This is a genomic window from Ensifer sp., from assembly GCF_035999185.1.
In the GTDB taxonomy this organism is placed as follows: Bacteria; Pseudomonadota; Alphaproteobacteria; order Rhizobiales; family Rhizobiaceae; genus Ensifer.
This window is the reverse complement of sequence record NZ_DASYHB010000123.1, coordinates 1-23,754: the sequence shown is the minus strand read 5'-3', so window position 1 is coordinate 23,754 and position 23,754 is coordinate 1. Positions and strand designations below refer to the sequence as shown.

19 protein-coding genes are annotated in these 23,754 nt (G+C 62.2%); 9 read left to right on the top strand and 10 right to left on the bottom strand.

Annotated elements, in window-relative coordinates; genetic code table 11:
- Window positions 1-73 precede the first annotated feature (73 nt).
- Window positions 74-1,432, top strand: a complete 1,359-nt coding sequence (locus tag VGO04_RS16035) for an esterase-like activity of phytase family protein (RefSeq protein ID WP_327496955.1) — start codon at window positions 74-76, stop codon at window positions 1,430-1,432.
- A gap of 59 nt (window positions 1,433-1,491) precedes the next feature.
- On the opposite strand, the gene ppx is transcribed toward VGO04_RS16035, so the two are convergent.
- The 4 genes from ppx to VGO04_RS16015 all read right to left on the bottom strand — a co-directional run bounded on the left by ppx (window position 1,492) and on the right by VGO04_RS16015 (window position 7,115).
- Complete coding sequence (ppx, locus tag VGO04_RS16030; protein ID WP_327496954.1) at window positions 1,492-3,015, bottom strand: exopolyphosphatase; 1,524 nt, start codon at window positions 3,013-3,015, stop codon at window positions 1,492-1,494.
- An 11-nt stretch (window positions 3,016-3,026) separates the two neighbouring features.
- Window positions 3,027-5,213, bottom strand: coding sequence for an RNA degradosome polyphosphate kinase (locus VGO04_RS16025; RefSeq protein ID WP_327496965.1), 2,187 nt, complete (start codon window positions 5,211-5,213; stop codon window positions 3,027-3,029).
- A gap of 64 nt (window positions 5,214-5,277) precedes the next feature.
- Window positions 5,278-5,967 (bottom strand): DnaA regulatory inactivator HdaA, encoded by a 690-nt coding sequence (gene hdaA, locus VGO04_RS16020; protein WP_327496953.1) that lies wholly within the window; start codon window positions 5,965-5,967, stop codon window positions 5,278-5,280.
- Window positions 5,968-5,993: 26 nt separating this feature from the next.
- Window positions 5,994-7,115: an AI-2E family transporter gene (locus VGO04_RS16015; RefSeq protein ID WP_333783781.1), complete on the bottom strand. Its 1,122-nt coding sequence runs from the start codon at window positions 7,113-7,115 to the stop codon at window positions 5,994-5,996.
- Window positions 7,116-7,375: 260 nt separating this feature from the next.
- Between VGO04_RS16015 and purM the strand changes: the two genes are divergently transcribed.
- Together purM and purN are read left to right on the top strand one after the other, a co-directional pair.
- Window positions 7,376-8,446, top strand: coding sequence for a phosphoribosylformylglycinamidine cyclo-ligase (purM, locus tag VGO04_RS16010; protein WP_327496952.1), 1,071 nt, complete (start codon window positions 7,376-7,378; stop codon window positions 8,444-8,446).
- Window positions 8,443-9,111 carry a phosphoribosylglycinamide formyltransferase gene (purN, locus tag VGO04_RS16005; RefSeq protein WP_414650551.1) on the top strand — a complete coding sequence of 223 codons (669 nt, stop codon included), beginning with the start codon at window positions 8,443-8,445 and terminating at the stop codon, window positions 9,109-9,111. Before purM ends, purN begins: the two co-directional genes overlap by 4 nt.
- A 75-nt stretch (window positions 9,112-9,186) precedes the next feature.
- On the opposite strand, the gene VGO04_RS16000 is transcribed toward purN, so the two are convergent.
- The 5 genes from VGO04_RS16000 to VGO04_RS15980 form a co-directional block, all read right to left on the bottom strand.
- Window positions 9,187-10,572, bottom strand: a complete 1,386-nt coding sequence (locus VGO04_RS16000) for a virulence factor family protein (protein WP_327496951.1) — start codon at window positions 10,570-10,572, stop codon at window positions 9,187-9,189.
- Window positions 10,569-13,178 (bottom strand): bifunctional lysylphosphatidylglycerol flippase/synthetase MprF, encoded by a 2,610-nt coding sequence (mprF, locus tag VGO04_RS15995; protein ID WP_327496950.1) that lies wholly within the window; start codon window positions 13,176-13,178, stop codon window positions 10,569-10,571. Before mprF ends, VGO04_RS16000 begins: the two co-directional genes overlap by 4 nt.
- A gap of 103 nt (window positions 13,179-13,281) precedes the next feature.
- On the bottom strand, window positions 13,282-13,878 hold the full coding sequence (locus VGO04_RS15990; RefSeq protein WP_327496949.1) for an NUDIX domain-containing protein: 597 nt from the start codon (window positions 13,876-13,878) through the stop codon (window positions 13,282-13,284).
- A 43-nt stretch (window positions 13,879-13,921) separates the two neighbouring features.
- Window positions 13,922-14,815: a cation diffusion facilitator family transporter gene (locus VGO04_RS15985; RefSeq protein WP_327496948.1), complete on the bottom strand. Its 894-nt coding sequence runs from the start codon at window positions 14,813-14,815 to the stop codon at window positions 13,922-13,924.
- A gap of 32 nt (window positions 14,816-14,847) precedes the next feature.
- Window positions 14,848-16,983 carry a molybdopterin oxidoreductase family protein gene (locus VGO04_RS15980; protein WP_327496947.1) on the bottom strand — a complete coding sequence of 712 codons (2,136 nt, stop codon included), beginning with the start codon at window positions 16,981-16,983 and terminating at the stop codon, window positions 14,848-14,850.
- 69 nt (window positions 16,984-17,052) lie between these two features.
- On the opposite strand from VGO04_RS15980, the gene VGO04_RS15975 reads away from it, so the two are divergent.
- The 4 genes from VGO04_RS15975 to VGO04_RS15960 are packed head-to-tail and all read left to right on the top strand — an operon-like array spanning window position 17,053 to window position 19,756.
- Window positions 17,053-17,922: a 23S rRNA (adenine(2030)-N(6))-methyltransferase RlmJ gene (locus tag VGO04_RS15975; protein WP_327496946.1), complete on the top strand. Its 870-nt coding sequence runs from the start codon at window positions 17,053-17,055 to the stop codon at window positions 17,920-17,922.
- 51 nt (window positions 17,923-17,973) lie between these two features.
- Window positions 17,974-18,414 (top strand): hypothetical protein, encoded by a 441-nt coding sequence (locus VGO04_RS15970; RefSeq protein ID WP_327496945.1) that lies wholly within the window; start codon window positions 17,974-17,976, stop codon window positions 18,412-18,414.
- Window positions 18,415-18,416: 2 nt separating this feature from the next.
- Entirely contained in the window at window positions 18,417-19,136 is a 720-nt protein-coding gene (locus tag VGO04_RS15965) for a ribonuclease T2 family protein (protein WP_327496944.1), read from the top strand.
- 29 nt (window positions 19,137-19,165) lie between these two features.
- The gene (locus VGO04_RS15960) at window positions 19,166-19,756 is read left to right on the top strand and encodes a glutathione S-transferase (protein ID WP_327496962.1); all 591 of its coding nucleotides are present in this window, start codon (window positions 19,166-19,168) and stop codon (window positions 19,754-19,756) included.
- Window positions 19,757-19,813: 57 nt separating this feature from the next.
- Here the strand turns inward: VGO04_RS15960 and VGO04_RS15955 are convergent, their stop codons facing one another.
- Window positions 19,814-20,452, bottom strand: a complete 639-nt coding sequence (locus VGO04_RS15955) for an outer membrane protein (RefSeq protein WP_327496943.1) — start codon at window positions 20,450-20,452, stop codon at window positions 19,814-19,816.
- A 368-nt stretch (window positions 20,453-20,820) separates the two neighbouring features.
- Here VGO04_RS15955 and VGO04_RS15950 point away from each other — a divergent pair, with 368 nt between their 5' ends.
- Complete coding sequence (locus VGO04_RS15950) at window positions 20,821-21,585, top strand: SDR family oxidoreductase (RefSeq protein WP_327496942.1); 765 nt, start codon at window positions 20,821-20,823, stop codon at window positions 21,583-21,585.
- Window positions 21,582-23,603, top strand: coding sequence for an excinuclease ABC subunit UvrC (gene uvrC, locus VGO04_RS15945; protein ID WP_327496941.1), 2,022 nt, complete (start codon window positions 21,582-21,584; stop codon window positions 23,601-23,603). Before VGO04_RS15950 ends, uvrC begins: the two co-directional genes overlap by 4 nt.
- The last annotated feature ends 151 nt before the right edge of the window (window positions 23,604-23,754 follow it).

Genomic DNA, 23,754 nt, shown 5'->3' with positions numbered 1-23,754 from the left:
TGCATGTCTCCGTCCTTAAACCGAGGGTCATTCAAGGAGACGTGCAGGAGGCTTCCAACCCATGGTGACTTCTATGACGAAAACACTTCTCGCCACCGCGGCGCTCTCCCTTTTGATGACGATGGCGGCCTCGGCCGAGGAAAAGGCCTTCACCGCCACGCTGAAAGGTCACGCGATCCTGCCGGCAAACACGATCATCGCCGCTCCGTCCGATGCACCGGACTATCTCAAGACCTCCGGCAAGTTCACCACGGCCGACCGCAAACGGGCTGAAGCGCTCGGCACCGTGCCCGGCAAGGATGGCGTCCGCCTGACCGGCCTCTCGCTGCCTTTCGACGGCCAGCCGATGCAGGGCTTTTCCGGCATCAAGGCGATGGAAGACGGCACCTTCTGGAGCCTCTCCGACAACGGCTTCGGCAACAAGCTGAACTCCACCGACGCCATGCTGATGCTGCACCATGTCAAGATGGACTGGGACGCCGGCAAGGTCGAGGCGCTGAAGACGCTGTTCCTGACCGACCCGCACAAAAAGGCCCCCTTCCCGATCGTCATGGAAGGGTCCGAGAAACGCTATCTCACCGGCGCCGACTTCGATGTCGAATCGATCCAGCCGGTTGCCGACGGCTTCTGGGTCGGTGAAGAATTTGGACCCTTCATCCTGAAGTTCGATCTCGACGGAAAGCTGACGGACGTGATCTCGACGACGGTCGATGGCAAGCCGGTCATGTCGCCCGACAACCCGACGCTGACGCTGCAAGCCGATCCGTCGAAGAAGACGCCCGCCTTCAACCTGAAGCGCTCGGGCGGCTATGAAGGCATGGCGCTCTCCAAGGACGGCAGCAAGCTCTACGGCCTGCTCGAAGGCCCGCTCTGGACCGACAGCGAGACCGTGGAACAGGCCGACGGCCGCCCGGCGCTGCGTGTCATCGAACTCGACGTGGCAACCAAGGCCTGGACCGGCCGTAGCTGGCTGTATCCGCTGGCCGAAGGCGGCGAAGCGATCGGCGACTTCAACATGCTCGACGACAAAACAGCCCTGGTGATCGAGCGCGACAATGGTGCCGGCACCGTCGACAAGGCCTGTGCCGATCCGAAGGACCCGAAGCCGGATTGCTTTGCCACCGGCTCCAAGGTCAAGCGCATCTACAAGATCGCCTTCGACGACAGCAATGTCAGCGAGGCTGTGCGCAAGATCGGCTATATCGATCTCCTCAAGATTGCCGACCCGGATAACAAGAAGCGCCAGGGTGGCGGCGAGGGCTTTTACGACATGCCCTTCGTCACCATCGAGAACGTCGATCGCGTCGATGACACCCACATCATCGTCGGCAACGACAACAACCTGCCGTTCTCGGCCGGTCGCGCGCTCGACAAGGCCGACGACAACGAGTTCGTGCTGCTCGAAGTCGGCGATTTCCTGAAGGCCGAATAATCAAAAAGGCGCGCAAGCCTGAGCTTGCGCGCCTTTTCTTGATTCCAGCGGATCTCGGCTCAGCTTTCGAAGTGGAAGGCGAGCTTCTTTCCGGTGAGTTTTCCAAGTTGCTGCAAGCGGCCATCAAGCCGTTCGCCCTCGAACTCCGAATACGCCGCGGGCACGACGATCTCGAGATCCACGTCCGGCTGGGACGACTTGCGGAACGTCAGGTTTCGGGCAACGCCCGGCATCGACGCGGAGAACAGATAAGCGACCCGCAGCAGGCCGCCGAGCAGCTTGGCCAATTCCAGCAGGCGCGACGTGGTAATGCCCGTCAGCGCCCCCGTGGCACCGTCGTCGTTGAGACCCTCGAAGCGGTAGTAGTTTGCAAGCGCGATATAGGCGCGGCCCGCATGGGTAATCCCGGAAAAGGTTGAGTGCGCGATGATGTTCAGCGCCTGCAGGCCGCGATAGTCCGGGTGCGCGCGCCAGCTGATATCGGCGAGCAGGCAGGCCGCCTGACGGTAACGGCTTTCTTCTTCCGTTTCTTCGATCCCGAAGAACGGCACCATGCGACCGGTCCAGTCGGCAAGCTCGCGCGCATGTTCCGGAGAACGGGCACGCAGGATGGCGATTTCGTTTGCTGCCGACAGCAGAGGATCCTGGGCGCGGTCCTCATCGTTGAGCAGCGAGAACAGGTAGCCTTCGCGCACGCCGAGCGCCGAGAACGAGATCCGCTCCGGCTTCATGATCGAGAGTGCTTCCTGCATGGCGATCGCGCCGAAGGGCAGCAGGCTGCGACGGCTCTTGGAGATCGTCGCATAGGCCGAGGGCTTGATGTTCTTCGGCTCGATCACTTCAGGCAGAAGCGCCATCGCCTCGTCATAGGAAATCTCGTAGCCCTGCATCATGTGCAGTGGGTAGTCGCGGATTTCCATGTGCAATTTGGCGATCGAGCGCCAGGTGCCGCCGACGGCATAAAAGGTACGCCCGGTACCGGTCTTCAACACCGGCGAATTCTTCATGAACTTGCGCACCCAGGTGCGCGCCTTCTCCAGCGAGCCGTTGCTATGCTCGAACAGGCGGATGCCGCCGAGCGGCAGGGTGATGCCCGTACCGATCTTCGTTCCCTTGACCTCGACCAGTTCGAGAGAGCCGCCGCCGAGGTCGCCGACAACACCGTCCGGGTCATGGTAACCGCTGACGATGCCCATGGCGGAATAGTAGGCTTCTTCTTCGCCTGTGAGGATGCGGACCTTGTGGCCGAGGATCGCCTCGGCCCTCGCGATGAAAGCCGGACCATTGCTGGCCTCGCGCGCAGCCGCGGTCGCAAGCACGTAGGTCTGCGTCGCCCGCGCCTGTTGCGCAAGCGCGTGAAACCGATGCAGCGCCCGCAGCGCACGCTCGACGCTTTCTTCATCCATGCGACCGGTGGCGTCGATACCCTTGCCGAGACCGCACATCACCTTTTCGTTGAACAGCACGGCCGGCGAGCGGCTCAAGCCTTCATAGACGACAAGACGAATGGAGTTCGAACCGATATCGACAACGGAAACCGGGCGGATGCCGGGCAGACGCCCCTGCGCTTCAGATTCGACCATGCAATTCCAGTTTATTTGCGCCAGCCGCTCTTCCAGCCGGCAATGAGCTTCGGTGCGCTGGACTTCAGGGCCTCGCCCCGGCCGGAGAGGCTGGGGTTGGTCATGAAATAGTGCTGCGCGTTGAAAGGCTCGGCATCCTTGCCGACTTCCATCCGGCGCGACGTGCCATCAGGAAGAATTTCGTAGCTCTGCTGGTTGTCGATGAGATTTCCCAGCATGATCTGCGACAGAACCTGTTCGTGCACAGTCCGGTTGATGAGAGGCACGAGCGTCTCGACCCGCCGGTCCAGATTGCGCGGCATAATATCCGCCGAGCCGATATAGACAAGGGCATTTTCCGATGGAAGCCCATGTCCGTTGCCAAAGCAGAATATGCGGGAATGTTCGAGGAATCGACCGACGATGGACTTGACACGGATGTTGTCCGATAGCCCCGGAACCTGCGGACGCAGGCAGCAGATGCCGCGCACCACAAGGTCGATCTCGACACCGGAGCGGCTGGCCTTATAGAGCGCATCGATAATTTCCGGGTCGACCAGCGAATTCATCTTCATCCAGATCGAAGCCGGGCGCCCGGCCTTGGCATGCTCGATCTCTTCCTCGATGTGCTTGAGGATGCGTGGTCGCAGCGTATGCGGCGAGACCGCCAGTTTCATGCCCGCTTCCGGTTCGCCGTAGCCGGTGATGAAGTTGAAGATGTTCGCCATGTCGTGGGCGATCACGGGATTGCAGGTGAAGAACGACAGGTCCGTGTAGATCTTGGCAGTCACCGGGTGATAGTTGCCGGTACCGAGGTGGCAGTAGGTCCTGAGCCTACCCTCTTCGCGCCTGACCACCATCGACATCTTGGCGTGAGTCTTCAGTTCGATAAAGCCGAAGACGACCTGCACGCCGGCGCGCTCAAGGTCGCGCGCCCAGCGGATGTTAGCCTCTTCGTCGAAACGGGCCTTGAGCTCGACCAACGCCGTCACCGACTTGCCGGCTTCCGCCGCATCGATCAACGCGCGCACGATCGGGCTGTCGTTGGACGTCCGATAGAGCGTCTGCTTGATGGCAACGACTTCAGGATCACGCGCAGCCTGCAGCAGGAACTGCACGACGACGTCGAAGGATTCGTAGGGGTGGTGGACCACCATGTCCTTCTCGCGGATCGCCGCCAAGCAGTCGCCGGCGTGCTCGCGCACGCGCTCGGGGAAACGCGGATTGTACGGCTCGAAACGCAGATCGTCGCGTGGAGCCTTGGTGATTTCGGACAAAGTGTTGAGTGCGAGCAGTCCGGGCAGGACGGCGATCCGGTTTTCCGGGACGCCGAGCTCCTGCACGACGAACTGGCGCAGCGACGCCGGCATCTCCGAATCGGTTTCGATCCGGATCACCGAACCGCGGCGGCGGCGCTTCAGCGCCGTCTCGAAGAAGCGCACGAGATCTTCGGCCTCTTCCTCGACTTCGATATCGCTGTCGCGAATGATGCGGAAGGTACCGGACCCCTTGACCTCGTAGCCGGGAAACAGCCGGTCGATGAACTGGCTGACCATGTCTTCGAGCGTGATGTAACGGATGACGTTCTTGGCGTCCGGCAGCCGGATGAAGCGGTCGAGTGCCACCGGCAGGCGCAGGAGCGCCGTCATCGGCTCGCGGCCGGTCTTGCTGACAAGCTGCAGGCCCATGGAAAAGCCGAGGTTCGGAATGAACGGGAACGGGTGGGCCGGGTCGATCGACAGCGGCGTCAGCACCGGGAAGATCGACTGGTCGAACTCGTTGGCAAGCCAGCTCCTGTCCTGCGCCGACAGCGACGCCGGGCGCACGATCAGGATGTCTTCCTTGGCGAGGTACTGCTGCAGCACGGCAAGCGATGCCTGCTGCTCCATCTGCAGGTTGTCGATTTCCTTCAGAATGTCTTCAAGTTGCTCGACCGGCGTCTTGCCGTCGGGCGAGCGCATGGAGAGCCCCTGGCGCACCTGCCCTTCAAGACCGGCGACGCGCACCATGAAGAACTCGTCGAGGTTGGCCGCCGAGATCGACAGGAAGCGGACGCGCTCGAGCAGCGGATGCGCGGTGTTCAGCGTCTCTTCAAGCACACGGCGATTGAACTGCAGCCAGGAGAATTCGCGATTGATGAAGCGCTGCGGGCTGGTCAACAGATCGATCTCGTCCACTGACGCGTGGTTTTCGTTCACCGCAGATATCGCGTTATCCATGCTCATCAGATCCCATTGCTCCGGCTGCACCGGCTATAACAGTTTGACGACGGTTCTGTGACAGTCAATCGGACCGGCGTTGATTTCCAAGCTCTTCGAGCACTTCCGAGGCCAGCGTGCGGGTGAGCTTGGTGCCGCGGGCGAGCGCCAGAAGGTCGATGCGCTCGACGATCGTCTGCGCCGCCTCCAGCGACCGCTCCATGCGCTGGACGATGTAGCCGACGAGCCGCTCGTCGACGAAGAGCTGGCGATCGGCGAAGAGCTTGATCAGCACCTGCGTCAGCAACTCGTCGTCCGGTTCGCCGATCTCGACGACAGTCGCCGCCTTCAGACGGGAACGCAGATCAGGCAGCGTCACCGGCCAGGACATCGGCCAAATCCGCGTGGTCATCAGGAGGCCGGTGCCGTTCTGGCGCACACTGTTGATGACATGGAAGAGTTCCGTGTCGTCGAAGCCGCTGCGATCGGCGTCCTCGAACAGAACCGGCTTTTCTCTGGCGATCACGGCGGCATCGGAGCCGGAAAGCGGGTGGATCACTTCAGCGCCTGCCCGCTCCTTCCAGATGCTCGCAAGGTGTGATTTTCCGGAGCCGACCGGGCCGGCGATAATGACGACCGGCGACGGCCAGTCCGGCCAATGATCGACGATCGAAATCGCAGCGCTCAGCCGGTCGGAGACGAGCAGATCGTCACGACCCGTCGCGGGATCATGTTCAAAAGCCAGAGGCAGTTGTTCGAATGGGCGTTTTGTCATGCTGTACTCGGGACAATCGTCGGAAATCAGGCGGCCTGATCGCCCTTCGCCTTCTTTTCCGCAGCCTTGCCGTGCCCGTGATAGAGATCGCTATCAAGGTACCGCTGGATGCCGAAGCGGACAAGCACGCCGATGGCTGCCGCCGCCGGCACCGCCACAAGCAAGCCGACGAAGCCGAAGAGCGCACCGAAGGCAAGCAGCGCAAACATCAGCCACACGGGATGCAGGCCGACACTTTTGCCCACCAGCTTCGGCTGGAGGATGTTGCCCTCCATGAACTGACCGCTGAAGAAGATCGCAAGGACAAGGCCGATCCACAGATAGTCCGGCCAGAACTGGACCAGAGCGACACCGACGGCAAGAACCAGGCCGACCATAGATCCGACATAGGGAATGAAGCTGATCATGCCGGCGAAGAGGCCGATCAGCAGACCGAAATTGAGGCCGACCAGGGACAGGCCGATACCATAATAGAGACCGAGAATGACGCAGAGCGAACCTTGGCCGCGCACGAACCCGGCAATGGTCGTGTTCATGTCGCGCGCGATCTGGCGCACATCGGAAATGTAGTCGCGCGGCACCCAGCTGTCGACCTTCTCGACCATCCGGTCCCAGTCAAGCAGCAGGTAGAACGCGACGACGGGGGTGACGACCAGCAGCGAGATAACGTCAAGCAGCGCCACGCCGGAGTTCCAGATCTGCTGGAAGAGCGTGCCGACGAAGGCAGCGCCCTGCTCCAGCAGCTTGCCGGAGCTCTGCTTGATCGAGGGCATCTGGCTTGCGAGCCAATCCGGGATCAACCGTGTCTGCGCCTCGTTGACGAGCACCTGCAGTTTCGAGGCGTAGCCGGGAATGTTGGCGATGAAGTCGGAGGCCTGGCTGACGATGACCGGGATGATCACCATCAGCGCCAGCACGAAGACCACGACGAAGCCGACCAGGATCACGACGGTCGCCATCAGCCGGCTGAGGCCGAAGCGTTCCAGCCTGTCGGCGACTGGGTCGAGGAAATAGGCGAGCGCCATGCCGGCCAGGAACGGCAGCAGGATCGAGCTGAACACCATGAGAAACGCAATGAACGCGGCAAGCACCAGCAACCAGAAGACAATCTGGCGCTGCAGTCCGGAACCGCTGACCTTCATATTCATGACGCTCCCCGTGACGCTCCGCAGGCGCCTTTTGCGTATCACAATCCTGGCAAGGAGATAGGGGGCGGTGCAGGCACCGGTCAAGCCTGACAGGGCTATCCAGCGCGGATTGGCACCATGCTGCTCATCTTCGACCGTGGGATATGGGCAAAATGGTGAAAAAACGCCGCCAACGCGGCCTGTCGGCTTGCACTCCCTTGGCTCTCGTGCCAATCGCATCCGCAAAATACCTGTCGCACGACGAGCCTTGGAGAACGAGCATGAGCCAGTCGGGAAAGAACGGCCTCACCTATAGCGACGCGGGCGTGGATATCGACGCCGGCAACCTGATGGTCGAGAAGATCAAGCCGCATGTGCGCTCGACCCGGCGTCCCGGTGCCGATGGCGAGATCGGCGGCTTCGGCGGCCTCTTCGACCTGAAGGCCGCAGGCTTTAACGACCCGGTTCTGGTCGCTGCCAATGATGGCGTCGGAACCAAGCTGAAAATCGCTATCGACGCCAACAAGCACGATACCGTCGGCATCGACCTCGTCGCCATGTGCGTCAACGACCTGGTGGTCCAGGGCGCCGAACCGCTGTTCTTCCTCGACTACTTCGCGACCGGCAAGCTTGACCCGGACCAGGGCGCAGCGATCGTGGCCGGCATCGCTGCCGGCTGCCGGGATGCCGGATGCGCGCTGATCGGCGGCGAAACCGCCGAGATGCCGGGCATGTATTCGGGCGGCGATTATGACCTTGCCGGCTTTGCCGTTGGTGCCGCCGAGCGTGGCCAGTTGCTGCCGGCCGGCGACATCGCAGAAGGCGACGTCATCCTCGGTCTCGCCTCCTCCGGCGTTCATTCCAACGGCTATTCGCTGGTGCGCAAGATCGTCACGCTTTCGGGCCTTGCCTGGGATGCGCCTGCCCCCTTCGGCGAAGGCACGCTTGCCGATCTCCTGATGACGCCGACGCGCATCTATGTGAAGCCGCTCCTCAAGGTGATCCGCGAAACCGGATCGATCAAGGCGATCGCCCATATCACCGGCGGCGGTTTCCCCGAGAACATTCCGCGCGTGCTGCCGAAGCACCTTGCGGCCGAAATCGATCTCGACGCCATCAAGGCGCCGAAGGTGTTCTCGTGGCTCGCTCAAACCGGTGGCGTTGCCGCCAACGAGATGCTGCGCACCTTCAACTGCGGCGTCGGCATGATCGTCGTCGTCCCGGCCGACAAGGCCGCCGAAGTCTCGGCCGCGCTTTCGGCTGAGGGCGAAACGGTGTTTTCGCTCGGTCGCATGGTCGCGCGCGCCGAAGGCGAAGCCGGCACGATCTACAAGGGCAGCCTCGCCCTATGACGATCGACGTGACGTCAGCCAGGAAGCGCGTCGTCGTCTTCATTTCGGGCGGCGGCTCCAACATGCTGGCGCTCGCAAAGGCTGCGGCCGAGCCGGGCTTTCCGGCCGAGATCGTCGCTGTCATCTCCGACAAGGCGGATGCCGGTGGCCTTGCCAAGGCGGCGGCACTCGGCATTGCGACGAGATGCTTCCTGCGCAAGGATTTCGACAGCAAGGATGCCCACGAGGCGGCGATCCTCGCCGAACTCGACCGCCTGTCACCCGACATCATTTGCCTTGCGGGCTACATGCGCCTGCTCTCGGCAACCTTCATCCAGCGCCACGAAGGGCGGATCCTCAACATCCACCCCTCGCTGCTGCCGCTGTTTCCGGGCTTGCACACGCACCAGCGCGCAATCGACGCCGGCATGAAGGTCGCCGGCTGTACCGTGCATTTCGTCACAGAAGGCATGGACGAAGGCCCGATCGTCGCCCAGGCGGTCGTACCCGTTCTCCCCAGCGATACATCCGAAAGCCTTGCGGCTCGGCTTCTCACCGTCGAGCATCGTACCTACCCGATGGCGCTTCGGCTCATGGCGGAAGGCAAGGTGCGCATGGAAGGCGGCCGCGCGGTGAGCACTGGAGCGGGCGAAGCGACGGGCACGCTGGTTTCGCCGGCGGCTTGATTTCCCCCTGACAACGGCCCTCGCAGGCTTGGCTCCCTCCTCTGCCCGGCAGTTCAGAGGAGGACGCCCATCCTCTTACTTCGCCGACGCCAGCCTTCGATCGAGCGCGTCAAGCACCCGCCTAGTCAGCGCCGGATAATCTTCATCGAAATGATGGCCGCCCTCGATGGCGATGACATCGACGCCGGTGCCCTTGAGTTTGGGGCAGGCATCATCTTCTTCGTCCGTGCCGTAGATGCATTGCACCAGCGTGGGGTCGATGCTCTTGATGTCATCGAGCGGGTCACCGCCTTTGCCATCGCCCGAGGCACCCAGCCAACCGAGCACCGAGACCTTGTAGTCGACCATGTGCGACAGCGCCATCAACGTCACCTGGCGGACATGGGCCTTTTCGCCTGACGGCAACAGATTGAAGGTGCGCGGCAGAACGTCGGCGCCGAAGGAATAGCCGATCAGAAGCACATTGCGCACGTTCCAGTGCTTGCGGTAGTAGCTCATCACCTTGGCCAGATCGTCGGCCGTCGCCTGCGGGTCGCGCTCCGACCAGAAATAATGCAGGGAATCGAAGCCGACGACCGGAACGCCCTCTCGCTGCAGGACGTCGCCGACCTCCTTGTCGATGTCGCGCCAGCCGCCGTCACCCGAATAGATCACCGCCATCGTGTCGCGTGTCGGCTTTGCTTCGAGCACGGTCAGCGGCAGGCCGAAGGGGTTCCCGGCATCGCTCTCGCTGTCGATGATATCCGAGAGATGGTCCGAGAGCGTCGTGTAGGCATCGTCGTCGCTGTCTTCCTGTTCGATATCCGAATGCTTTGCAACGAGTGCCGCCACATGGGCGCGCCCGTCCGCAGACGCCGCCGGCGAAAAGACGACGGAGACCGGATCGGGCAGCGGGCCGTCGGTGAGGCCATAGACCATGCGGTCGCCCTTCTTCACCTTCTCGGCCGGCGTGCAGAGCTGCTTTTCAAGCGCGATCCCCTCTTCCGGATCAATCGCGAGCGTCTGGCCGATGGTGGCGGGCGGTGTCTGGGCAGCGATGGCAAGCGCCAGCGCTCCTCCGGCGCCGACACCAGCGACAACGGGCAATTGGTATGCCTCGGTCCCAACGGCACGTTGAACCTGCTGGCTGAGCGATTCGATGTCGGAGACCATGTAGATGCAATCACCATCGTCCTTGGCGAGCGAGGCGAGATAGGCCTTGAGATCGATACCGATGACGACAGTCTTGTCACCGGAAAGCGTTTCGGCGATCGCCTGCTCTTTGTCGGTCCAGCCGCCGGCGTCCGACAGCAACACCACGAGTGCCGCCGCTTTTTCCTTTGGCAGGAGAATGCGTGGCGACGGGATCATCCCGGTATCATAGGTCTTCGGCGCATCCTCGGCCGAAGCAGGAAGAACGGCGGCCGCCAGCAGCAGCGACGCTGAGGCAAGGCATTTCCAGCGGTTTGCGACACCGATCATTTCTTCACCACTCCCTTCAGACCGCCACCAATCAGGAATGTCGCATCCATCAAGGCGAGGATCGGGTTGATGCCGCCACTGGCGACAAGATAGCGCGGTTGCCATTGCGGGTGAAACTTCGACTTGAACGCGCGCAGACCTTTGAAATTGTAGAAGCGTTCGCCGTGTTCGAAGAAGGTGCGGCCCGCCCGGTCCCAGACCGGGGCGATCTGGCGCGTCGACATGCCGGACAAGGGCGCCATGCCCAGATTGAATGCCCGGAAGCCTTCCGCTTTCAAGTATTCCATCACCTGGGCAAAAAGGAAGTCCATGGCGCCCTTCGGCGCATCGGGCGAGAACCGCATCAGGTCGACGGTCCCCTCTTCCTTCGTCGCCGTTACAAGAATGTTGGCGAAGGCGACGATCCGTCCGGCGCATGTGAGGATCGCAACCGGTTGCTCGGCCAGATAGTCAGGATCGAACGCGCCGAGCGAGAAGCCCTTTTCCTTGGCGTTGTGATGAGCCAACCAGGCATCGGACACAGCGGTCAATTCGCCCAGGAGTTCCGGAACATCTGCGGGCTGCACGACGCGAAACTCAAGGCCGTCGCGCTGGGCGCGGCTCACCTGCTGACGCAGGTTCGCCCATTTACCGCCCTTCATCTCGAAGCGACCGAGATCGACGCGGGCCAACTCCCCGAGCCGAAAGGCGCGCAAGCCAGCGTCCGCATAGTAGGCAAGGCCCTCGGGAGAAACCTGATAGAAAACGGCCCGGCAGCCGGCGGCGCGCGCTTTCTCGATGAATTGCCAGATCAGTTCCGGCCAGGCATCGATCGGCCCGACCGGATCGAAGAGCGCGATCCACGAGCGGGCGCGCTGGCCATACATGATGAAGGCGCGCCCATCGGTGGAAAACAACAGGCTCTTGTCGCCCATGCGCACCAGATTGGCGTCGGACATGTCCTGCGCCTCGACGATCGAAAGCGCCCGTTCCATCGCATCGTCGGAGGCAGGCTCGGCCGCGCCCGTGGCCGGACGCATCAGGCTCCAGATCGCGAGCATGCTCGCGCCGATCGTGACGCCCAAAAACGCACGGAGCCCGCGCGGCGCCTCGGCGGAAAACTCGAACTGCCACCAGAGTTCATGGCTGTATTCGACATCGCGATAGACAAAGAGCAACACGACAAGCGCTCCGAGGCAGATGACCCCGAGTGCCGTCAGCCAGGGCACCGTCAGCGCCTGTCCGAAAAGCGAGGCCGGACGCACGAACAGACGCCGGCTGACGATGAGCCCGAGCAGGAAGAAGGCGAGCATGCCCGCCTCGACCACGGCGACCGCCTTGATCAGCGACAGCAGAAGGGCTGCGATCGCGATCGCGATCGATGCCCACCAGGCGCCGTCCAGCCGCAGGGCAAGACCGCGGGAGACAACCACAAGCGCAAGGCCGAGAAGACTTGCAAGGAAGTGGGCGCCCTCGACGATCGGCAGCGGCAGCAGGCTTTCTAGGAACGCAAGATTTTCATCCGGCGTCGGCGTGACACTCGAAAGCACCAGCATGATGGCAAGCACGATGCCGAGCGTCGCAAGCAGGAGCGGCGTCATCCTGCCGCCGATGCGCCGCACGCTTGAGGCAACCGGATGGCCCGAGAGTTGCTTGAGTTCGATACCGATGACGACGGCGATCGCGATCACCAGCGGCAGCACGTGATAGATCACGCGATAGAGGACGAGCGCCCCCAGAATGGTGTCGACATCGGCATTGTGGCCGAGCGTCGCGATGATGATCGTCTCGAAGACGCCCAGCCCCGCGGGCACGTGGCTGAGAACGCCCACGCCGACGGCCACCGAATAGACAGCGAGAAAAGCCGGCCAGCCGATCGTGCCGGCAGGCAGCAGCACATAGAGCACCGTCGCCGAAGCGGCGAGATCCAGTGCGGTTACCAGGAACTGGCGCGAGACGGTGCGTGAATCCGGCAGCCGCAGCGTCAGCCGCCCAAGAGTGACCTCGCGGCCATCGCGTGCGAGAAAAAACACGATGAACAGGCCGCCAAGGATGACGGCGGCGATCAGGCGCAACAGCAGCGGATCAAGACCCGTCATCGGCGCCACATACTCGCCAACGGCAAGCAGGCTGAGGCAGGTCACCGTCAAAAGCCCGAGCCCGAAGGCGAGCGTCACGAAGGCGATGATCCGGGCGATGTTCTCCGGTTCGATGCCGAGACGCGAATAGGAACGATAGCGGATTGCGCCGCCGCTCAAGGCACCGAAACCGGCCGTGTTGCCGACCGCATAGGCCGAAGCCGCCGTCAGCGCCACATCGGCGTAAGGCAGTTTCCGCCTGACATAGTCGAGCGCGCTGACGTCATAGAAGGTGAGTGCGAGGAAGCTCAGTGCGGTGAAAAATACCGCAGCGGCAACCGAGGTCCAACGGGTGTCCGCCAGGGCCTGGACGACTTCGTCGTATTGAACTTCGGATGTCAGATGAAAGATCGCAAAGCCGAAAAGCGCGATCACCAATAGCGTACCGGCGGCCGAGAGGTAGCGACGGTTGCGGCGCAGGAAGGAGAGCCATCCTCCCTCCCGCTGCTGCTCGTCGTCGGTTGCAATTTCCGGTTGGAAGGATGTCATGGGGCGCCCATGTCGATGATGAGGACATCAGCGCTTTAGCCTACCCGATCCGGATCAAAAAGTGAAATATCCGTAATATATTATTTGCTTACAAAACAATCGCTTAGGCAAACAGCTGCTGCCGGTTTAGCTTCGCCCACTGCAATAGCATGATGGTCTTGCCATCGCGGATCTCACCGCTTGCGATCATCGCGAAGGCTTCATCGAAGGGGATTTCCAGAACTTCGATGTCCTCGCCTTCATCGGCAAGGCCGCCACCGTCGCCGCGCTTCTCCAACGCGTCGATATGGCCGACGAAGAAACTCGTAAGCTCGGTCAGGGCACCCGGGCTCATGTAGATATCGAAAAGATGCATAACATCCTGGACGTGGTAGCCGGTTTCCTCCAGCGCCTCGCGGCAGATTGCCTCTTCCGGCGTATCGCCGTCCAGCAGCCCGGCTGCCGCTTCGATCAGGTAGGCCGGGTCGCCCTGCAGCAACACGGGAACCCGGAGTTGGCGCACCAGGACCACGCTTTGACGGTTGGCATCGACCAGAAGGATCGTGGCTGCGCTGCCATGATCATGGATCTCGCGCTTCAACGTTACCGTCTTGCCATCGGACATTTGCTGTTCGAAGGTCACTTCTTCCAGGTGTGCAAAGCCGCGCCACAAAGTGCGGCGGCCGACGATCCTGACGCGGGGGTCGTGATGGGTGCTCATGCAACATCCTTCTTTGGCAGTGCGATCCGGCTTGTTTCAGCCTTCAGTGGACATGTTCCGTTGCCGCACGGTCTTCCCGCTCCATTTGCAACGTCGTGTGGTGCAGGTCAAACCCCTCGCGCAACCGCTCCTCGATCGCCCGGCGCACCGTTTCGCCATCGGCGCCTTCGGCAAGCACGGCATGGGCCGTCAGAGATGGTTGGCTCTGGGTAATCGCCCAGAGGTGCAGGTCATGAACCGAGGCAACACCTGGAACCTCGGCAATCGTCGCATGCACGTCGGCAAGCTTTATCCCCGGCGGCACGCCTTCAAGCAGGATGTTGACACATTCCTTCAGCAGCACCCAGGTGCGTGGAAAGACCATGAAGCCGATTGCGACCGCCAGCAGCGAATCCACCCATTGCCAGCCGGTGAGCCAGATGATCACCGCGCCGACAATGACCGCGAGCGAACCAAGCATATCCGACCAGACCTCGAGATAGGCGCCCTTGACGTTGAGGCTCTCGTCCTTGTGGCTGGTCAACAACCGCATCGACGCGAGATTGACGAGAAGGCCGATGACGGCGATCACCAACATGCCGCCGGATTGGATCTCCTGCGGTTCCGACAAGCGCTTCCAGGCTTCGTAAAGAATGTAGAAGGCGACGGCGAGCAACAGCAGCGCGTTGAACGCGGCCGCCAGGATTTCGAAGCGGGCGTAACCGTAGGTGCGCAGCAGGTCCGACGGGCGCCGGCCCACATGAATGGCGACGAGGGCGATCGCAAGCGCCGCCGTATCGGTCAGCATGTGCATGGCGTCGGAAATCAGCGCCAGACTGCCGGTCAGGATACCGCCGACGACCTCGGCCAGCATGAAGCCGCCTGTCAGGCCGAGCGATGCCCACAGCCGGGAGACCGGCGTGCCCGCGACATCCGCATGCTGGTGATCACCGCTCATGAAGGTCCTCGTTTGCGGTTCGATGAGAAACTCTAGGAGGCGGGCCTAACCCAGACCCTGTTGTCGTGGAAAGCCGCGCCGCCATAGGGCGCAACCGCATCCGCACCGGTCAGCACATTGATCCCCTCACCGTCGAGATGAGCGCCGTTCGGCCAGAGGCCTTCAGCGATAACCACGCCACGGCGCGCGCCGCCGCCGACTTTCGCATGCAGGCGCACTTCGCCGCGGTCGTTGCCCAGCTGAACGACATCGCCATCGGCAATGCCCAGCGCTGCGGCGTCCTCGGCATGGAGCATTACTTCCGGGCGAACCTCCTTCTGGATCGAGGACGGCGTCTCGGCAAAGGTGGAGTTGAGGAAGGACCGCGCCGGCGACGTTGCAAGGCGGAACGGATGCGTGGCGTCGGCAACCTCAATCAGGTCGACATGGTCGGGAAACGCCGGAAGCGCCGCGTGCGGTCCCTGGATGCCCATAGACTTCGGCGGCCGGTTTGCCGCTGGCGTTCCCGTCCAGTCCGGCTTGAAGCGGAACTTTCCGTCCGGATGGCCGAAGCCCTTGAGGTAATGGGCGTCTTCGAAGGCCGGCTGGCAGTCGAGCCACTTTTCCCGTGTCATCTCGTCATAGCCGATGCCGTAATTGGCAAGCAGCCGGTCGATATGCTCACGCTCCGACAGGCCGAAGCCGGTATGATCGGCAACGCCGAGGCGTCTCGCCAGTTCCTCGATGACAAAGAGGTTGGTGCGCACGGTCGATGGCGGCTCGACCACCTTCGGGCCGATGAGAATGTGCTGATGGCCGCCGCCACGATAGAGATCGTCATGTTCGAGGAACATGGTGGCCGGCAGCACGATATCTGCAACCGCCGCCGTATCGGTCATGAACTGCTCATGCACGGCGACGAAAAGATCGTCGCGCAGGAAGCCGCGCTTCACCAGCCGCTGCTCCGGCGCGACATTCACCGGATTGGTGTTCTGGATCAGCATGGCCGTTACCGGTCCGCCATGGCGCAATGCTTCGGCATCGCCGGTCAGCACCCGGCCGATCTGCGACTGGTCGAGCATGCGCACGTCCGGATCGTGGAAGGCCGAACCGATCAGTTCGCGCTTGTCGAGCTTGAAGATGTCGTTGTTGGAGTGAAAGGCGCCGCCGCCCTCATGTTTCCACGATCCCAAAACCGTCGCCACGGACGCTGCCGCATGAATCGCGACCGAACCGTTGCGCTGGCGGGTGAAGCCGTAGCCGAGGCGGAAATAGGTTCTGGGCGTGGTGCCGACGAGCCTGGCGAAGGCTTCGATTTCCTCGACCGAGAGGCCGGTGATGGCCGACGCCCATTCGGGTCCGCGCGATTGCAGATGGGCTTCAAGGCCGGCCGGGTCGTCGGCGAACTCGGCCATGTAGGCCCGGTCGGCATAGCCGTCGCGAAAGGCAACGTGCATCACCGCGCAGGCCAGCGCCGCGTCGGTGCCTGGCTTCAGAACCAGGCCCATGTCCGCCTGTTTGACGGTCGGATTGTCGTAGATGTCGATGACGACGATCTTCGCGCCGCGATCCTTGCGCGCCTTCACCGCGTGGGTCATCACGTTGACCTGGGTCGCGACCGCGTTCGTGCCCCAGATCACCACGCAGTCGGACTTGGCCATTTCGCGCGGATCGGGACCGCGTAGTGCACCTGTCGCCATGGTGAACCCGGTCCAGGCCATGTTGGTGCAGATCGAGCCGAAGAAGCCGGAGTAACGCTTGGCGTGTCGCAGTCGCTCGATGGAATCGCGCTGAACCTGCCCCATCGTGCCGGCATAGAAATAGGGCCAGATGGCCTCTGCACCATGTTTCTGCTCGGCACGGATGAACTGATCGGCAATCTCGTCGAGGGCCGCTTCCCAGCTGACCTGCTGCCAGCTTCCCTCCCCTTTGGCGCCCTTGCGGCGCTGCGGGACCATGAGGCGATCAGGATGATAAATGCGTTCCGAGTAACGCGCGACCTTGGCGCAGATCACTCCGGCCGTATAGGTATTGGCGGACGCGCCGCGGACACGGCCGATCCGTCCCTCGGCGGTGAGGTCCACCTCCAGCGCGCAAGCGGAGGGACAGTCATGCGGACAGACCGAATGGCCGATCTTTTTTTCTGCTTTGATGGGGGTCGCAACGTTCATGGCTTTTCTATATGGCATCGACAAACGGGCTCAAAGAGCCAATCGCTCACCCATCGCAACAATTGATAACGGCCATCGGCGGCGCTCATGAACTATCGGCACATCTACCACGCGGGCAATTTTGCCGACGTCCTGAAGCACGCGGTGCTGGCACGGCTCGTCACCTATCTCCAGCAGAAGGAAAAGGCGTTTCGCGTGCTCGATATCCATGCCGGCATCGGGCTTTACGATCTCTCCAGCGAAGAGGCGCAGAAAACCGGTGAATGGCGCGACGGCATCGGCCGGCTGCTTGACGGCGAGCTGCCGCCCGAGATCGCCGCAATCCTCGGCCCCTATCTGTCGTCCGTCCGCGCGCTTAATTCCGGCTCAGAACTGACCCTCTACCCCGGCTCGCCGAAACTTGCGCGCATGCTGTTTCGCCCGCAAGATCGGCTGTCGGCGATGGAACTGCATCCGGACGACTACGAAACGCTACACCGGCTGTTCGACGGCGACTTCCAGAGCCGGATCACCGAACTCGACGGCTGGCTGGCGCTCGGCGCCCATCTGCCGCCGAAGGAAAAGCGCGGGCTGGTGCTCGTCGATCCGCCGTTCGAAAAGGAAGGCGAGTACGAACGGCTGGCCGACGGCCTCGCGCGTGCCTACCGGCGCTTTACGGGCGGCGTCTATTGCCTGTGGTATCCGCTGAAGCAGGGCGCGCCGATCAAGGCCTTTCATGAGGCGTTGAAGGCGCTCGACATTCCGAAGATGCTCTGCGCCGAGCTCTCCGTGCGCAGCGATCGCGAAACCACCGGCCTGTCGGGCTCCGGCCTCATCATCGTCAACCCGCCCTTCACGCTCAAGAGCGAGCTCGACCTGCTGTTGCCGTTCCTGAAGGCGCGGCTGGCGCAGGACCGCTTCGCGTCCAGCCGCTGCTTCTGGCTGCGCGGCGAAGAGCGAGCAACCGGAGGGGCTTGACGGACAGGCGCGACGCACCGCAATCTCCTCAGACGATATAGGGAGACGCCCATGACTCGCACCCTCGCCGCCAAGCTTCTCATCTCGCTTTCCCTCGCCGGCGCCGCGGCGCCGGGCGCATCCGCAGCCGACTATATCGGCGGCGGCCAGACACAATCCTACGACGCCGGGGTCTGCAGCGAGGCCTCCGTTTTAGGCTTCATCACGTCCCGGTTCGAATACCGGGATGCAAACTACCTGCACGCCAATCTTTCGATCGCCGAAATTCGCAACACGGGACAGAACCGGCAGGAGTTCCGCGACGAGACGCATCTGGTCGAGCGTGAATATTGCCGCGCCACCGCGGTCATGACAGACGGCTACCAGCGCTCGCTCTTCTATGTCATCGAACGTCCCTGGGGCTTTGCCGGCGTCGGCCGCAACATCGAGTTCTGCGTCGGCGGGCTCGATCCCTGGTATGTCTACGGCGCCCACTGCGCATCGCTGCAGTAATCATGACGCCACTCCGGACTTGGCGCCGGCTTTTGCCGGCGCTTTTCGTTGCGGCTGTTCTCACCGGCTGCAGCGACCAGAACACTGAAAAGCAAGCGCCCGCGGCGACGGCGAGCGACAGCGCGAAAGCGACCGCAGCCGTTCCGCTCGGCAGTGGGTTCGATTTTTATGTCCTGTCGCTGTCCTGGTCTCCAACCTGGTGCGGCGACAACGATCCCGTCGGAAAATCGAGCCAATGCGAGATCGGCCGCAATCGTGGCCTGATCGTGCATGGCCTCTGGCCGCAGAACGAAAAGGGCTATCCCGATTTCTGTCCGACGCGGCAGTCCGATCGCGTGCCGTCGTCGCTTGGCCGCCAATATCTCGATCTCATTCCATCCATGGGGCTAATCGGCCATCAATGGCGCAAGCACGGTTCTTGTTCCGGCCTCAGCCAGGACGACTATTTCGCCGTGACGCGGGCGGCCTGGAACCGGCTGACGCTGCCCCAGGAGCTCTCCCCTTCCAGGCGACAGACGAATTTGTCCGTCACCGCCATTGAGGATGCACTGGTCGCGAAAAACCCGGGCATGACGAAGGATGCGGTGGCCGTGACCTGCGAAGGCGACCGGCTCGAGGAAGTCCGGATCTGCTTCGACAAATCGCTGAACTTCAGGGCATGCCCCGAGGTCAATCGCCAAGCCTGCCGGAAGAACGGCGTTTCGTTGCCTCCGGCGCCCTGAAGGAAAGTCCCATGAAAGAAAATCCGTCGATGAAGATTTTGTATTCGCCCGCCTCGCCCTATTCGAACAAGGTCCGTATGGCGGCACATTATGCCGGATACGCCGCCGAAAGCGTGCTGACCGACACCAACGCCAACCCTGCGCAGCTGATCGACAACAACCCGCTTGGCAAGATCCCGACGCTTCTTCTCGATGATGACCGGGCGATCTATGACAGCCGCACGATCATGCATTTCATCGACCGCGAAACCAAGGGCAAGCTCTACCCGAAGAATGCCGGCAAGCGTACCGATGTCGAGCTTCTGGAGGCGCTGTGCGACGGTGTGTGCGACAGCCTCCTCGCGATCGTCTACGAGAAACGCTCGCACCCGCCGGAAAAGATCCACCAGCCCTGGATCGACCGGCAGTGGGAAAAGGTCGAGCGCAGCCTCGATCACCTGAACGACAATCTGCCGAAGACCGGGGCCAAGCTCCATGCCGGCCACTTCGCGCTGGCCGCGATGCTGCGCTACATCGAGCTTCGTTTTGCCGGCGAATGGCAGAAGGGACGCGCCAAGCTCAAGAACTGGCCGGCGAAGTTCGAAAAGCACTTCCCGGACTATTCCAAGTTCAAGGCGTAAGACGCGCATAAAAAAGGCCGGGTCTCCCCGGCCTTTTCTCGATCTGGCGAAAGCCGATCAGAACTTCACGCCCATACCGACGCGAACGCTGTGTTCGTCGTAGCCCGACGAAACGTTGGTGCCGCCCATGCGGAAGTCCTTCGAACCGTAGTCCGTGTAGCGGTACTCGACGCGTGCGGTGATGTTGTCGGTAACGAAGGTTTCCGCGCCGACACCTGCGGTCCAGCCGACCATGGTGTTCTTGTCGGAAGCGCCGCCGACGGAGCCCTTGGTCTGGCCAACGGCGAGACCTGCGGTACCGTAAACGAGAACCGGGTTCAGATCGACACCGACGCGACCACGGAGCGAGCCGTTGACGCCCTGCTTCATGCGCAGGTTGCCCTTGGTCGAATCCTGGCCGGAGTAACCGATATCGGCTTCACCGCCGTATACCATCTGGCCGTCCTGAACGTTGTAGCCGCCATAGAGGCCGCCGCCGAAGCCGGCTGCGGTGTTGTTGCCGGTCGCATCATGCTTACCATGCTTCCAATCGGCGGTACCACCGACATAGGCACCCGACCAGTTCTTCTGTGCCGGCTCGGTGTATTCGGCCTGCGGCGCTGCCGGAACTTCGTCGATCGCGTCTGCAGCCTGGGCGGCCTGGAAGGCGATGAGGGACACAGCCGAAGCCATGAGGGTGGTTGTGAGCGTACGCATAAACATTCTCCTTTTCGTCCCGATGCGCCGAGGGCTTGGGGTCCCACAGTGAAACATCGGGCAACTTTTAATTTAACCCGCCCGGTTGAGCTGAAATTGCCCAGCAAATGCGGATTCACAAGAGCCAAAATGTGAAATTTTGGTGGCGCAATCATGCCCAAAATTTGATGTTGCTTTGTCGCCACAGGGTATTTGTTAACCATAATTCAAGATTAACGAAAGTTATACTATAAGAACGCAAAATAATACAATTTACGCCAATTCCATTAATTTTTCGGCAAGGAACTGTCAGGGAGTGTTTCAGCCCGGCGTTTCTTGCCTATATCTTCGGGGGCTGGCTCAAGAGATTCGAAAAGCAGGATGAAACGTTGAAGAAAGCACTGAAGGCGGCTCTCGTCACCGGAGGCGCCAAGCGGATTGGCAAAGCTATAGTTGAGGACCTCGCGGGCCATGGTTTCGCAATTGCCATTCATGCCGATGCCTCTTTCGGCGAAGCGGAGGCGCTGGCCGAATCCCTCTCCGCAAGAGGAACAAAAGCCGTCGCGATTCGCGCCGACCTGACCGATACGGCCGCGACATCGACACTGATCGAGCGCGCAACGCAGGCGCTCGGCCCGATCGATCTGCTCGTCAACAACGCATCGCTTTTCAAGAAGGACAGCCTCGACGCTTTCGACGAGACGGTGTGGGACCAGCACTTCGCGCTGCACGTCAAAGCGCCGTCGCTTCTAACCGGAGAATTTGCCCGCCAGCTTCCCGAAGCTGTTGATGGTCTTGTCGTCAACGTGATCGACCAGCGTGTCTGGGCTCCCAATCCGCGCTTTTATTCCTATATGTTGTCCAAGTCGGCGCTCTGGACCGCGACACGGACGATGGCGCAAGCACTCGCTCCGCGCATCCGCGTCAACGGCATCGGCCCGGGGCCGACCTTGCCAAATGAACGGCAGAATCCTCAGGATTTTCAGGCGCAGGTCGATGCACTGATACTGAAGCGCGGGCCGACGCTCGACGAATTCGGACGCACGATCCGCTTCCTGTTCGACACACCGTCGATCACCGGACAGATGATCGCACTGGACGGGGGCCAGCACCTCGCCTGGGAAACGCCCGACATCAGGGAGATAGTGGAATGAACGGACGCGTGCCGACAGACGGCGGCATCCTTTATGACGGCAACGAGACGGAAGACGACGACGATCTGATCGAGGTTCCGGAAACAAGCGTCGCATCGATCGTCGAATGGAACGAGAACCATACGGAGACCGAGGGCCTGAAGGGGGCGGAGCTGATCCAGGCCTTCGTCAAGCTCTTGCCCAACGGTCCCGGCGTCTACCGCATGTTCAACGAGACCGGCGACGTGCTCTACGTCGGCAAGGCTCGCAGCCTGAAGAAGCGCGTCAGCAACTACGCGCAGGGGCGCGGCCACTCCAACCGCATCGCGCGCATGGTGCGCGAGACGGCGAACATGGAGTTCGTGACGACGCGCACCGAGATCGAGGCGCTGCTGCTCGAAGCCAATCTGATCAAGCGCTTGCGGCCGCGCTTCAACGTGCTTTTGCGCGACGACAAGTCTTTTCCCTACATTCTCGTGACCGGCGACAGCCGGGCGCCGGCGCTCTACAAGCACCGCGGCGCGCGCAGCCGCAAGGGCGACTTCTTCGGTCCGTTCGCATCGGCCGGCGCCGTCGGCCGCACCATCAACTCACTGCAGCGCGCCTTTCTGCTGCGCACCTGTACCGACAGCGTCTTTGAGACCCGCACCCGCCCCTGTCTGCTCTACCAGATCAAGCGCTGTTCGGCGCCCTGCACCGGCGAGATCAGCGATCTTGGTTATGCGGAACTGGTGCAGGAGGCCAAGGACTTCCTTTCCGGCAAGAGTCAGGCCGTGAAGGCGACGATTGCCGCCGCCATGGGCGAAGCCTCGGAGAATCTCGACTTCGAACGGGCGGCCCTTTACCGCGACCGCCTCGCAGCACTCAGCCACGTCCAGAGCCACCAGGGGATCAATCCCTCGGGCGTCGAGGAAGCGGATGTCTTTGCGATCCATCACGAGGGCGGCATCTCCTGCATCCAGGTCTTCTTCTTCCGCACCGGGCAGAACTGGGGCAACCGCGCCTATTTCCCAAAGGCCGATCCGTCGTTGCCGACGGCAGAGGTACTCTCGCAGTTCCTGGCGCAGTTTTATGACGACAAGCCCTGTCCCCGGCAGATCCTGCTTTGCGAAGCCGTCGAGGAGCAGGAGCTGCTCGGACAGGCACTGAGCGAGAAGTCCGGATACAAGGTCGCGATCCAGGTGCCGCAGCGCGGCGAAAAGAAGGACCTCGTCGACCACGCGCTTGCCAATGCACGGGAAGCCCATGGCCGCAAGCTCGCCGAAACCGCCTCGCAGTCGCGCCTGCTCGAAGGCTTCTCCGAGACCTTCAAGCTGGGGCGTGTGCCGCGCCGCATCGAGATCTACGACAACTCCCATATCATGGGAACCAATGCCGTCGGCGGCATGGTCGTGGCGGGGCCTGAAGGCTTCGTCAAAGGCCAGTACCGCAAGTTCAACATCAAATCGACCGACATCACCCCCGGTGACGACTTCGGCATGATGCGCGAAGTCATGACGCGGCGGTTCTCGCGACTGCTCAAGGAAGAGGGCAAGCCGGACCGGAGCGCCGAGATAAACGAGGACAGCGCCTTCCCAGCCTGGCCGGACGTGATCCTCATCGATGGCGGCCAAGGGCAGATGACCGCCGTGCGCGCCATCCTCAAGGAGCTCGACGTCGAGGACTGCGTCACCGCGATCGGCGTCGCCAAAGGTGTCGACCGCGATGCCGGGCGCGAGCGCTTCTTCGCGCTTGGCCGCGACAGCTTCACGCTGCCGCCGCGCGATCCGGTTCTCTACTTCATCCAGCGGCTGCGCGACGAGGCGCACCGCTTTGCGATCGGCTCGCACCGGGCCCGCCGCAAGAAGGAGATGGTCAAGAACCCGCTCGACGAGATTGCCGGCATCGGTCCGACGCGCAAGCGCGCGCTGCTGACGCATTTCGGCACCGCCAAGGCCGTCTCGCGCGCCGGCGTCAACGACCTGATGGCTGTTGCCGGCATTTCCGAAACCGTGGCGCGGCTGGTTTACGAACATTTCCACGACGACGCGGCGAAATGACAGCAAGGGTGTCACAATTCACCCGGCGTTCACATGCAATAGGGCAAATATGACAGTTGCCGACGATGACCTGTTGACCTCAGGCCAGCAAAGTCATTCTGTACCCGACGAACCAGAGAACACGAATCCATGCCCACGCCCGTCGCCTACA

Excerpts from the sequence above, each read along its gene's own strand:
- VGO04_RS16035 (WP_327496955.1), top strand. The coding sequence starts at position 74 with ATGACGAAAACACTTCTCGCCACCGCGGCGCTCTCCCTTTTGATGACG.
- ppx (WP_327496954.1), bottom strand. The coding sequence starts at position 3,015 with ATGGTCGAATCTGAAGCGCAGGGGCGTCTGCCCGGCATCCGCCCGGTT.
- VGO04_RS16025 (WP_327496965.1), bottom strand. The coding sequence starts at position 5,213 with ATGGATAACGCGATATCTGCGGTGAACGAAAACCACGCGTCAGTGGAC.
- hdaA (WP_327496953.1), bottom strand. The coding sequence starts at position 5,967 with ATGACAAAACGCCCATTCGAACAACTGCCTCTGGCTTTTGAACATGAT.
- VGO04_RS16015 (WP_333783781.1), bottom strand. The coding sequence starts at position 7,115 with ATGAATATGAAGGTCAGCGGTTCCGGACTGCAGCGCCAGATTGTCTTC.
- purM (WP_327496952.1), top strand. The coding sequence starts at position 7,376 with ATGAGCCAGTCGGGAAAGAACGGCCTCACCTATAGCGACGCGGGCGTG.
- purN (WP_414650551.1), top strand. The coding sequence starts at position 8,443 with ATGACGATCGACGTGACGTCAGCCAGGAAGCGCGTCGTCGTCTTCATT.
- VGO04_RS16000 (WP_327496951.1), bottom strand. The coding sequence starts at position 10,572 with ATGATCGGTGTCGCAAACCGCTGGAAATGCCTTGCCTCAGCGTCGCTG.
- mprF (WP_327496950.1), bottom strand. The coding sequence starts at position 13,178 with ATGACATCCTTCCAACCGGAAATTGCAACCGACGACGAGCAGCAGCGG.
- VGO04_RS15990 (WP_327496949.1), bottom strand. The coding sequence starts at position 13,878 with ATGAGCACCCATCACGACCCCCGCGTCAGGATCGTCGGCCGCCGCACT.
- VGO04_RS15985 (WP_327496948.1), bottom strand. The coding sequence starts at position 14,815 with ATGAGCGGTGATCACCAGCATGCGGATGTCGCGGGCACGCCGGTCTCC.
- VGO04_RS15980 (WP_327496947.1), bottom strand. The coding sequence starts at position 16,983 with ATGCCATATAGAAAAGCCATGAACGTTGCGACCCCCATCAAAGCAGAA.
- VGO04_RS15975 (WP_327496946.1), top strand. The coding sequence starts at position 17,053 with ATGAACTATCGGCACATCTACCACGCGGGCAATTTTGCCGACGTCCTG.
- VGO04_RS15970 (WP_327496945.1), top strand. The coding sequence starts at position 17,974 with ATGACTCGCACCCTCGCCGCCAAGCTTCTCATCTCGCTTTCCCTCGCC.
- VGO04_RS15965 (WP_327496944.1), top strand. The coding sequence starts at position 18,417 with ATGACGCCACTCCGGACTTGGCGCCGGCTTTTGCCGGCGCTTTTCGTT.
- VGO04_RS15960 (WP_327496962.1), top strand. The coding sequence starts at position 19,166 with ATGAAGATTTTGTATTCGCCCGCCTCGCCCTATTCGAACAAGGTCCGT.
- VGO04_RS15955 (WP_327496943.1), bottom strand. The coding sequence starts at position 20,452 with ATGCGTACGCTCACAACCACCCTCATGGCTTCGGCTGTGTCCCTCATC.
- uvrC (WP_327496941.1), top strand. The coding sequence starts at position 21,582 with ATGAACGGACGCGTGCCGACAGACGGCGGCATCCTTTATGACGGCAAC.